The sequence below is a fragment of the Streptomyces sp. V4I8 genome, assembly GCF_041261225.1.
In the GTDB taxonomy this organism is placed as follows: Bacteria; Actinomycetota; Actinomycetes; order Streptomycetales; family Streptomycetaceae; genus Streptomyces.
Genome location: NZ_JBGCCN010000001.1, coordinates 6,836,714 through 6,846,286, shown reverse-complemented (window position 1 = coordinate 6,846,286; position 9,573 = coordinate 6,836,714). Strand labels below are relative to the sequence as shown.

Here is a 9,573-nt window from a genome sequence, read left to right as displayed (position 1 = left end):
CCAGCCCCGCAAGGTCGTCGTCACCGGACTCGGAGCGGTCACGCCGCTGGGCGTCGGGGTCGGAGAGTTGTGGCGGGGGCTGCTCGACGGGCGGCACGGCATAAGAGAGCTGGAGGGGGAGGAGTTCGCCGGACTGCCCGTGCGGATCGCCGGGGTCGTCCCCGTGGATCCCGGCGAACTGCTGCCCCGGCCGGTGGCGCGGCGGATGAACCGGGCCGCGCAGTTCGGAGTGCCGGCCGCCCGGGAGGCCTGGGCCGACGCCGGGTTCATCGCGGGCGGCACGCGGGAGAGCGGGGTGGATCCGGAGCGGGTGGGCGTGAGCCTGGGCGCCATCCTCGGGGACGCGTCCGTGCTGGTGGGCGGAGACCGGAAGTTGCGGGAGAAGGGGCCGCGAGCCGTCTCCCCGCTGACGACCCCGATGACCGTCCCCTCGCAGGCCGCCTCCCAGATCTCGCTCGATCTGCACATCACCGGCGAGGCCAGGACCGTCACGAGCGCCTGCGCGTCGGGGACGGAGGCCATCGGGCAGGCGATCGACCGCATACGGTACGGGAAGATCGATGTCGCTCTCGCGGGCGGCGCCGAAGCCGTCGTCACGCCGGCGATCATGGCGTCCTTCGCGGCGATGCGGGCCCTGGCCGACGGGGATCCCTCGAAGGGCTCCCCCTCCCGGCCGTTCGCCAAGGACCGGAGCGGGTTCGTCAACGGCGAGGGCGCGGGGATCCTCGTACTCGAGGCCGAGGAGCACGCGCGGGCCCGTGGCGCCCGGATCTACTGCGAGGCCGCGGGCTGGGGCCTCTCCGCCGACGCCCACCACATGGCCGCCCCCGACCCGTCCGGCACCGGCGTCGCGCTCGCCCTGCGGCGGGCCCTGCGCGATGCCGGGGGCCAGGTCGGGGACGTCGTCCACGTGAACGCCCATGCCACAGCCACGATCGAGGGCGACCTCGCGGAGGCGGGCGCGCTACGGGCGGTGCTCGGCCGACGGAGGATCCCCGTCACCGCGCTCAAGGGGCACCTCGGGCATCTGCAGGGCGCCGCGGGCGGGGTGGAGGCCGTCGCCGCCGTACTGACGCTGCATCACGGAGTGGTGCCGCTGACCGTGGGGGACGGGGAGACCGACGACGCGATCGACCTTGATGTGGTGAGGGGGGTGCCGCGCGCGTTGCCGGAGGACGGGGACCTGGTGCTCAGCAATTCGTTCGGGTTCGGGGGGCACAACGCGGTGTTGGCGTTGCGGCGGCGGGCGGGAGGCACTGATCGGTGAGGTGCGGTGCGGTGCGGTGGGGTGGGGTGAGGTGGGGCGTGGCGCGGTGCGTGGTTGACCTGCCGGTGAGGTGACGGGTCAGGCAGTGCGCTTGCGGGCCGTGGCCTTCTTGGCCGTCGTCTTCTTGGCGGTGGCCTTGGCCGTACTCTTCGTCGTGCCCTTCGCCGTGCTCTTGGCCGTGCTCTTCGCCGCCGTCTTCTTCGCCCCCTGGGCCGTCTTCGACGTCGACTTCTTCGCGGACGCCGTCTTCTTCGCCGCCGTCTTCTTCGTCGCGGTCGACTTCTTCCCGGAGGTCTGCTTCGGTGCCGCCCGGGACGTCTTGCGCTGGGGCAGGCTCCTGACCTCCCCCTTCTCCTCCGGCTCCTCGCCGCGCGACTCCTTCGCCGCCCGTACGCTCTTCTCCAGGGCCGCCATCAGGTCGAGGACCTTGCCGGACGTCGCCGGTTCGGGTGCCTCCGGCGGGGCCTCGCCGGCGGCCTTCGCGGCGACGACCTCCTCCAGGGCCTCGCGGTACGCGTCGTGCAGCTCGTCCAGTTCGATCTCGCCGAGGGTGTCCATCAGGGCGTCCGCGAGGTCCAGCTCCTTGTCGTTCACCGTGACGTGGGTGTCCGGCGCGACGCCCTCGGGCGCGCGGACCTCGTCCGGCCACAGCAGCCCGTGCATGGCGATGGCGTCCTCGACCACCCGCAACATGCCCAGACGCTCACGACCGCGCAGCGCGAACTTCGCGATCGCCACCTTCTGGCTCCGCTTCAACGCCTCCCGCAGCAACGTGTACGGCTTGGCCGCGGGCGCCCCGCCCGCCGCGAGGTAGTAGGCGCTCTCCATCTGGAGCGGGTCGATGCGGTCGGCCGGCACGAAGGCCACGATCTCGATCGTCTTGGCGGTCGGGAGCGGCAGGTGGGAGAGGTCGTCGTCCGTGATCGGGATGATCGTGCCGTCCGCGTCCTCGTAGCCCTTGCCGATCTCCGACTGGGTGACCTCACGGTCCTCCAGCTCGCAGACCTTGCGGTAGCGAATGCGGCCGCCGTCCTCGGTGTGGATCTGGCGGAAGGAGATCGAGTGGCTCTCGGTCGCGTTCACGACCTTGATCGGGATGCTGACCAGGCCGAACGAGATGGCGCCGTTCCAGATGGATCGCACGTGCCGCACCCTTTCGGTCGTCATGCCAGGATTGACCGGACATTCACCACGTTTTCTGGAATTCTCATCGTATGACGCCGATCACAGAGGTGGAGGGGCGACGGCTCGCGCTCAGCAATCTGGAGAAGGTGCTGTATCCGGCGACCGGCTTCACCAAGGGCGAGTTGCTGCACTACTACGCCACCACGGCCGACTTCCTGCTGCCGCATCTGCGGGATCGGCCCGTGTCCTTCCTGCGGTACCCCGACGGCCCGGACGGCCAGGTGTTCTTCGCCAAGAACGTCCCGCCGGGCACCCCCGACTGGGTCACCACGGCCGAGGTCCCCCGCGTCGAGGGGCCGGCCCGCATGGTGTTCGTGCAGGACCTCGCGAGCCTGATGTGGGCCGCGAACCTCGTCACCGAGTTCCATACGCCCCAGTGGGTGATCGACGCGCCCGGCGAGGCCGACCGGCTGGTCTTCGACCTCGACCCCGGCACGCCCGCCACCGTGGTCGAGTGCTGCGAGGTCGCCCTCTGGCTGCGGGAACGACTGGCCGCCGACGGCATCGAGGCGTACGCCAAGACCTCCGGCTCGAAAGGCCTCCACCTCGCCGCGGCCATCCGGCCGGCCCCTTCCGAGCAGGCCACCGAGTACGCCAAGGAACTCGCCGTCGAGGCCGAGAAGGCCCTGCCCCGGCTCGCGATCCACCGGATGACCAAGAGCCTGCGGCCCGGCAAGGTCTTCGTCGACTGGAGCCAGAACGCGGCCCGCAAGACGACTGCCACGCCCTACACGCTGCGGGCGCGCCGCGAGCCCGCGGTCTCCGCCCCGGTCACCTGGGAGGAGGTGGCGGACTGCCGCTCCCCCGCCGCCCTCACCCTCCTCGCCCCGGACCTGGCCCCACGCCTCCAGGACTTCGGCGACCTGCTCGCTCCGCTCCTCGACGGGGACAGGGCGGGTGCGCTGCCATGATTTTCCTCGCCCCCGCCGCCCCTACCCTTCCCGTCCTTGAAGGGGCTCCGCCCCTTCCACCCCGGCCAGGGGGCTCTGCCCCCTGGACCCCCGCTCCTCAAACGCCGGAGGGGCTGGTTTCCCACACCCGCCGGTCCCTGGCCATCGCATGCAGCGCCTCCACATCCGCCGGCTTCAACACCCCGCCCAGCCGGGCCAGCCCCGCCACCTCCGTGTCCCGCAGGACCCTGACCTCCCGCAGCGGCGCGGTGATCGTCACGTCGGCCGGGCCGACCAGGGCGAGGACCGGGCGGACCTCGGCGGTGAGGGCGTAGGAGGCGCGGTCGGCGTCGGCGCGGACGCGGCGGAGCAGGGGGTGCGACTCACGGCGGCCGAGGGAGACCACCGGGTCGGCGACGGTCACCTTCTGCTTACGGGCGTACAGGGTGTGCAGGGCGAACAGCCCGCCGGGCCCGATCACCAGATGGTGGATCCGGTCGCCGCCGGGAAGTGGCACGGAGTGCAGCGCGTGCCAGCCCGCGCCGTCCAGCCGGTCCAGGGCCTCCCCGACGGTCTGCTCCGCCGCCAGGGCCCGGCGCCGGGGGTCGGCACGCAGCCGGTGGGAGGGGCCCGGGTCCCGGTCGAGGGAGACCAGGAGCGCCTCGCCGGGACGGTTGGGCGCGAGGTCGTCGTCCGGGTGCAGGCTCAGCCGGGCCAGCTCGGCGGGGGTGGGGACCGGGGGCGGGCCCACCGTCACCGGTCCGGTGACGAAGGGGCCGAGGGCCTCCAGCACATCCTCTCTGCGGTCGTCGCAGAGCAGGTTGATCCGGGCCGCCTCACGGTCGTACCAGGCGATGTTCCGCCCGTCCGTGGCGCAGACGTAGAGCCGTTCCTGGCCGTGCCGCCAGGTCGGTATGACGCGCAGTCCGCTCATGCACCATCACCCCACTGACCATGGGAACAGGCGGGGGCTGCGGGGGCAAGAACCCAGTTACCTTTGAGAGGAGTCGGGCAGACCGCCACGAGGGCGACCGGAGTTGCGTCGCCCACGCCCCTGATCCGCCGGAGCCACTCCGCCGGGCAGGCGATCCGGCTGATACGCTCCCGCCGCTCTGCGTGGGCCCTGCGCAACGAGCTGTTCGTCGACTGCCTCCGAGGCGGCCTGTCGACCGCACGGCTCCCGGAGGAACTCGCCGAGTAACCGTTTCGCCCGTCCGCCCACCGGGTGCGCAAAAAGGACTTCCGTCCGAATAGTGTGTCCGGGCCGACCGACACCCAGCCCAGCACCCGCACCCGCCAGCCCAGCCCCAGCCCCAGCCCCAGGAGAACCGTGCCCCGCAGCCGCCCCACGCGCGTCGCCGCGCTCGTCGCCCTGCTGCTGGTGGCCGCGACGGCCTGCGGTGACGCCGGGGAGCTCACGGGCGCGGGCCCGACCGAGACCGCGGTGAGCCCGGACAAGCTCTGGCCGAACCTGACGCCGGCGTCCCGCCCCGCCTATGAGATCGGCGAGGTGAACCGGGAGGTCGTGAAGGGCGTCACCGTCCCCGGGGGCACCCTCCGCGACGTGAACCCGGTGGCGGTCGTGCGCAAGGAGATCGCCAAGAGCCCCGGGGACTACGAGGGCGCCGACGCCCCGTACCGCGACACCGGCCGCCTGATGGCCGACTGCGCCCAGGGCGCCGGGCACGGGAAGTGTCCGGTGCTGCGGCCGTACTACCGGGATCTGACCGGCGACGGGCGCCCGGAGCTGACACTGGGCTTCCGGCTGATGCCCGGCAAGACGACCGCGGTGCGCGTCTACACCGTGGAGAAGGGGCGGCTCGTGCAGGTGATGAGCTGGGACGACGCGGTCAGCAGCGTCGAGCTGGCCGGGCGGTCGGTGATCATACGCTCGCCGTCCGAGGTCGCCGGCTACGAGTACCGGCTCCAGTGGACCTGGGACGCGGACCAGAAGGCGATGCTGCTCACGCACGACGAGATGCTGCGCACCGGGCCGCACAAGGAGACACCCCGCCCCTCCCCCTCCCGTTCCGCCTCGGGTTCGGCCTCCCCCTCGGCGAGCACGCCATGAGGATCGGGCTCCCCCAGTGGGCCGGCACGCTCGCCGTGAAGGCCGCCGTCTTCATCACGGTGATGTGCTGCGGGCTCGCCGTGATGCTCGGCATCCTCGTGCACGTCTCGGTGACGAACCAGACCGTCGGCCAGGCCCGCGACCTGGCGCTGTCCCGGCTGGAGGACGCGACGGCGGCGTTCGAGGCCGGGGACACCCTGCGGCACGGCGTCGCCCTCGACCCACCGGAGCTGCCCGAGTCCCTGCGGGAACTGGCCGTCGCCGGGGAGCGCGGCACGATGGTCGCCGAGTACCGGGGGCGGCCCACGATGTGGGCGGCCGGGCCCGCCGACGGCGAGCGGGCCCTCGCCGTCGAGGTCGACTACTCGCAGCAGGCCCGCACCATCGACGGGCTGGACCGGGCGATCGTGTGGTCGTCGGGGCTGGCGATCGGGGCGACGGTGCTGGTGGGCGCGTTCGCGGTGACCCGGGTGACGCGCCGGCTGCACGCCACGGCCCGGGTGGCCCGGCGGATCAGCGGGGGCGACCTGGACGCGCGGGTCGACGATCCCCGTACGAAGGATCCGACCCGGCCGCAGGACGAGGTGGCCGCCGTCGCCGCCGCCCTCGACTCCATGGCGTCGTCGCTGCAGAGCAAGCTGCTCGCCGAACAGCGGTTCACCGCGGATGTCGCGCACGAGCTGCGTACGCCGTTGACCGGGCTGCACGCGGCGGCCGAGTTGCTGCCGCCGGGGCGGCCCACGGAGTTGGTGCGGGACCGGGTGGCCGCGTTGCGGACGCTGACCGAGGATCTGCTGGAGATCTCGCGGCTGGACACCGGGCGCGAGCGGTCGGAGCTGGACACCGAGCCGTTGGGCGCGTTGGCCGAGCGGGTGGTGCGGGCGTCCGGGACCGAGACCGGGATCGTCGTGGTGCGGGACGCCGTGGTGGAGACGGATCGGCGGCGGCTGGAGCGGGTGCTGGGCAATCTGGTGGCGAACGCGCACAAGCACGGACGGGGGCCGGTCTCCCTGACGGTGGACGGGCCGGTGGTCACCGTGCGGGATCACGGCGTGGGCTATCCGGAGTACCTCGTCGCGCATGGGCCGCAGCGGTTCCGTACGGAGGGCGGGGCCAAGGGGCACGGGCTGGGGCTGACCATCGCGTTGGGGCAGGCGGAGGTGCTGGGGGCTCGGCTGACGTTCGCCAACGCGGAGGACGGGGGCGCGGTCGCGACCCTGGTCCTGAGATCGTGAGCCACGCTGGTGCGGAGCCATAAGGCACACAAGACGGACTAATTGGGTAAGTTCCGGACATGACCAAGGCCGGAACCACCCTGGCGCCAGCGGACACGCCCGCTCCCGCCGTACGTCTCCCCCGGCGCCGTGGCATCGAACTGGCCCTCATCGTCGTGGCCGTCCTGCTCTCCGTGTACGGCTACTGCGCGGTCGGCCTCGCCAAGCACGGCACCGTCCCGCCCGGCGCCGCCGGCTACGGCGCCGGGCTCGGCGTACTCGCGTTGGTCGCGCATCTGGCCGTGCGCCTGCGCGCCCCCTGCGCCGACCCGCTGCTCCTGCCGATCGGCGTGCTGCTCAACGGCCTCGGCCTGGTCCTGATCTACCGGCTCGACCTGGAGACACCGGACGACCTGGCGGCGCCCGCCCAACTCGTCTGGTCCACGCTGGGCGTGGCGCTGTTCATCCTGGTCGTCCTCCTGCTGCGCGACCATCGCGTCCTCCAGCGCTACTCCTACGTCTGTGTCGTCGCCGCGCTCGCCCTCCTCACCCTGCCGATCTTCTTCCCCTCCGTGAACGGTGCCCGCATCTGGATCCGGATCGCCGGATTCTCCATCCAGCCCGGCGAGTTCGCGAAGGTGCTGCTCGCGGTGTTCTTCGCGGCGTATCTGGCCGCCAACCGCAGTGCGCTGGCGTACACGGGCCGTCGCGTCCTCGGGATCGAGCGACTGCAACTGCCCACCGGCCGCGTTCTCGGCCCGATCGTCGCCATCTGGCTGCTGAGCGTGGGCGTGCTGATCCTCGAACGCGACCTCGGCACCTCCCTCTTGTTCTTCGGCCTGTTCGTGGTCCTGCTCTACGTCGCCACGGGCCGCACCGGCTGGATCGCGCTCGGGCTGCTGCTCGCGGCGCTCGGCGCGGTGGCCGTCGGGCAGTTGGAGCCGCATGTGCACGGCCGGGTCGAGGACTGGCAGCATCCGTTCGCGTCGATCGAGGCGGGCGAGGGCCCGAACCAGCTGTCCCAGTCGCTGTTCGCCTTCGCGGCGGGCGGCATGCTCGGCACGGGACTTGGCCTCGGCCACTCGATCCTGATCGGCTTCGCCACCAAGTCGGACTTCATCCTGGCGACGGCCGGGGAGGAGCTGGGCCTGGCCGGCCTGTCCGCGATCTTCCTCCTCTACGGCCTGCTGGTGGAGCGCGGCTACCGGGCCGGGCTCGCCCTGCGCGACCCCTTCGGCCGGCTGCTCGCGGTCGGGCTCGCCTCGATCGTGGCGCTCCAGGTGTTCGTGATCGCGGGCGGGGTGACGGGCCTGATCCCGCTGACCGGCATGGCGATGCCGTTCCTGGCACAAGGAGGCTCGTCGGTGGTCACCAACTGGGCGATCGTGGCGCTGCTGATCCGCCTGAGCGACAAGGCGCGCAGCCGGCTCGGTGTGCCCAAGGGCGAGGAGGCGGCCCGATGACCCGGCACATCCGGCACGCCGCGTTCTTCTGCGCCCTGCTGCTGGTCGCACTGCTCGTGAACGCCACCCGCATCCAGGTCTTCGAGGCGCCGTCCTACGACGACAACATCGCCAACCGGCGCGCCACGATCTCCCGTTACGGGCAGCCGCGCGGCGACATCCTGGTCGACGGCGCACCGGTCACCGGATCCCGTGACACCCGTGAGCCCCTGCGCTACGAACGGACGTACACGAACGGCCCGATGTACGCCCCCGTCACCGGCTTCGCCTCGCAGGTGTACGGCACGACCCTGCTGGAGCACACCGAGGACGGCGTCCTGTCCGGCACGGACCCGCTGCTCTCGCCCTTCCCCCTGTGGAACGGCGGTGTCCGCGACCGGTATCCCAGCGGCGACGTGGCCACCACCCTCCGCGGGGCGGCGCAGCGGGCGGCGTACGAAGGGCTGGCGGGCCGCAAGGGGGCGGTGGCGGCCGTGGAGCCGTCGACGGGCCGCATCCTGGCCCTGGTGTCCGCCCCGTCGTACGACCCGTCCGTCCTGTCCGGGAACCGTTCGGCGGTGGCCCGGTCCTGGGCGACGCTGAACCGCGATCCGGACAAGCCGATGCTCAACCGGGCGGTGCGCAAGACGTATCCGCCGGGTTCGACCTTCAAGGTGCTGACGGCGGCCGCGGCCCTGGACTCGGGCGTGGTCGAGGACCTGGACAGGCCGACCGACTCTCCGGACCCCTACACCCTGCCGGGCACGAGGACGTCCCTGACGAACGAGTCCAAGGGCTGCGAGGACGTCCCGTTGCGCAAAGCCTTCGAGTGGTCGTGCAACACGGTGTTCGCCAAGCTGGGGGTCAAGGTCGGCGTGGACCGGATGGCGGCGACGGCGGGGGCCTTCGGCTTCAACGACGCGAACCTCGAGATCCCGTACTCGGTCGCGGAGAGTACCTTCGACACGACGGTGGACAAGGCGCAGCTCGCCCTGTCGTCGATCGGTCAGTACAACACCCGCGCCACACCGCTGCAGATGGCGATGGTCGCGGCGGCCGTGGCGAACGGCGGCCAGGTGCGCTCGCCGTACCTGGTGGAGCGCACTACCCGGGCGGGCGGCTCCACGGTGTCGACGGGCGGGTCCCGCCCGGCACGACAGGCCATGCGCCCGTCGACGGCCGTGCTCCTCAAGGAACTCATGGTGGACGCGGTGCGGGAGGGCACCGGCACCAACGCCTGGATCCCCGGCGCGACGGTGGGCGGCAAGACCGGCACGGCCCAGCACGGCCTCGGCAACTCCGGGACGCCGTACGCGTGGTTCGTCTCCTGGGCGAAGGGCGACACCGACCTGGAACCCAAGGTCGCCGTAGCCGTGGTGGTGGAGGACGCGGACGCGGACCGGGGCGCGATCAGCGGCGGCGGGGACGCGGCACCGATCGCGCGGGCGGTGATGGAAGCCGTACTGAACTCGCCCGCAGAAGAGAGCCGTTGACACACGAATGG

At 72.3% G+C, this 9,573-nt stretch carries 7 protein-coding genes and 2 pseudogenes; 7 read left to right on the top strand and 2 right to left on the bottom strand.

Going from position 1 to position 9,573, the window contains the following annotated elements:
* Positions 1-4 precede the first annotated feature (4 nt).
* Positions 5-1,267 (top strand): annotated as a pseudogene (locus ABIE67_RS31240) (beta-ketoacyl synthase); the annotation flags it as partial.
* 78 nt (positions 1,268-1,345) lie between these two features.
* Here the strand turns inward: ABIE67_RS31240 and ABIE67_RS31235 are convergent.
* Complete coding sequence (locus ABIE67_RS31235) at positions 1,346-2,410, bottom strand: Ku protein (protein ID WP_370264719.1); 1,065 nt, start codon at positions 2,408-2,410, stop codon at positions 1,346-1,348.
* A 71-nt stretch (positions 2,411-2,481) separates the two neighbouring features.
* Here ABIE67_RS31235 and ligD point away from each other — a divergent pair, with 71 nt between their 5' ends.
* A complete protein-coding gene (gene ligD / locus ABIE67_RS31230) occupies positions 2,482-3,363 on the top strand; it encodes a non-homologous end-joining DNA ligase (protein WP_370264718.1) in 882 nt (293 codons plus the stop codon).
* A gap of 97 nt (positions 3,364-3,460) precedes the next feature.
* Here ligD and ABIE67_RS31225 read toward each other — a convergent pair whose 3' ends face one another.
* Positions 3,461-4,276: a nuclease-related domain-containing protein gene (locus ABIE67_RS31225; RefSeq protein WP_370264717.1), complete on the bottom strand. Its 816-nt coding sequence runs from the start codon at positions 4,274-4,276 to the stop codon at positions 3,461-3,463.
* 141 nt (positions 4,277-4,417) lie between these two features.
* Between ABIE67_RS31225 and ABIE67_RS31220 the strand changes: the two are divergent.
* The 5 genes and pseudogenes from ABIE67_RS31220 to ABIE67_RS31200 form a co-directional block, all read left to right on the top strand.
* Positions 4,418-4,543: pseudogene (locus ABIE67_RS31220) on the top strand (protein phosphatase); the annotation flags it as partial.
* Positions 4,544-4,672: 129 nt separating this feature from the next.
* Positions 4,673-5,413: a hypothetical protein gene (locus tag ABIE67_RS31215; RefSeq protein WP_370264716.1), complete on the top strand. Its 741-nt coding sequence runs from the start codon at positions 4,673-4,675 to the stop codon at positions 5,411-5,413.
* The gene (locus ABIE67_RS31210; protein WP_370264715.1) at positions 5,410-6,648 is read left to right on the top strand and encodes an ATP-binding protein; all 1,239 of its coding nucleotides are present in this window, start codon (positions 5,410-5,412) and stop codon (positions 6,646-6,648) included. The genes ABIE67_RS31215 and ABIE67_RS31210 overlap by 4 nt, the downstream gene beginning before the upstream one ends.
* Before the next feature lie 59 nt (positions 6,649-6,707).
* Positions 6,708-8,090 (top strand): FtsW/RodA/SpoVE family cell cycle protein, encoded by a 1,383-nt coding sequence (locus ABIE67_RS31205; protein WP_370264714.1) that lies wholly within the window; start codon positions 6,708-6,710, stop codon positions 8,088-8,090.
* Positions 8,087-9,562, top strand: coding sequence for a penicillin-binding transpeptidase domain-containing protein (locus ABIE67_RS31200; protein ID WP_370264713.1), 1,476 nt, complete (start codon positions 8,087-8,089; stop codon positions 9,560-9,562). The genes ABIE67_RS31205 and ABIE67_RS31200 overlap by 4 nt, the downstream gene beginning before the upstream one ends.
* The last annotated feature ends 11 nt before the right edge of the window (positions 9,563-9,573 follow it).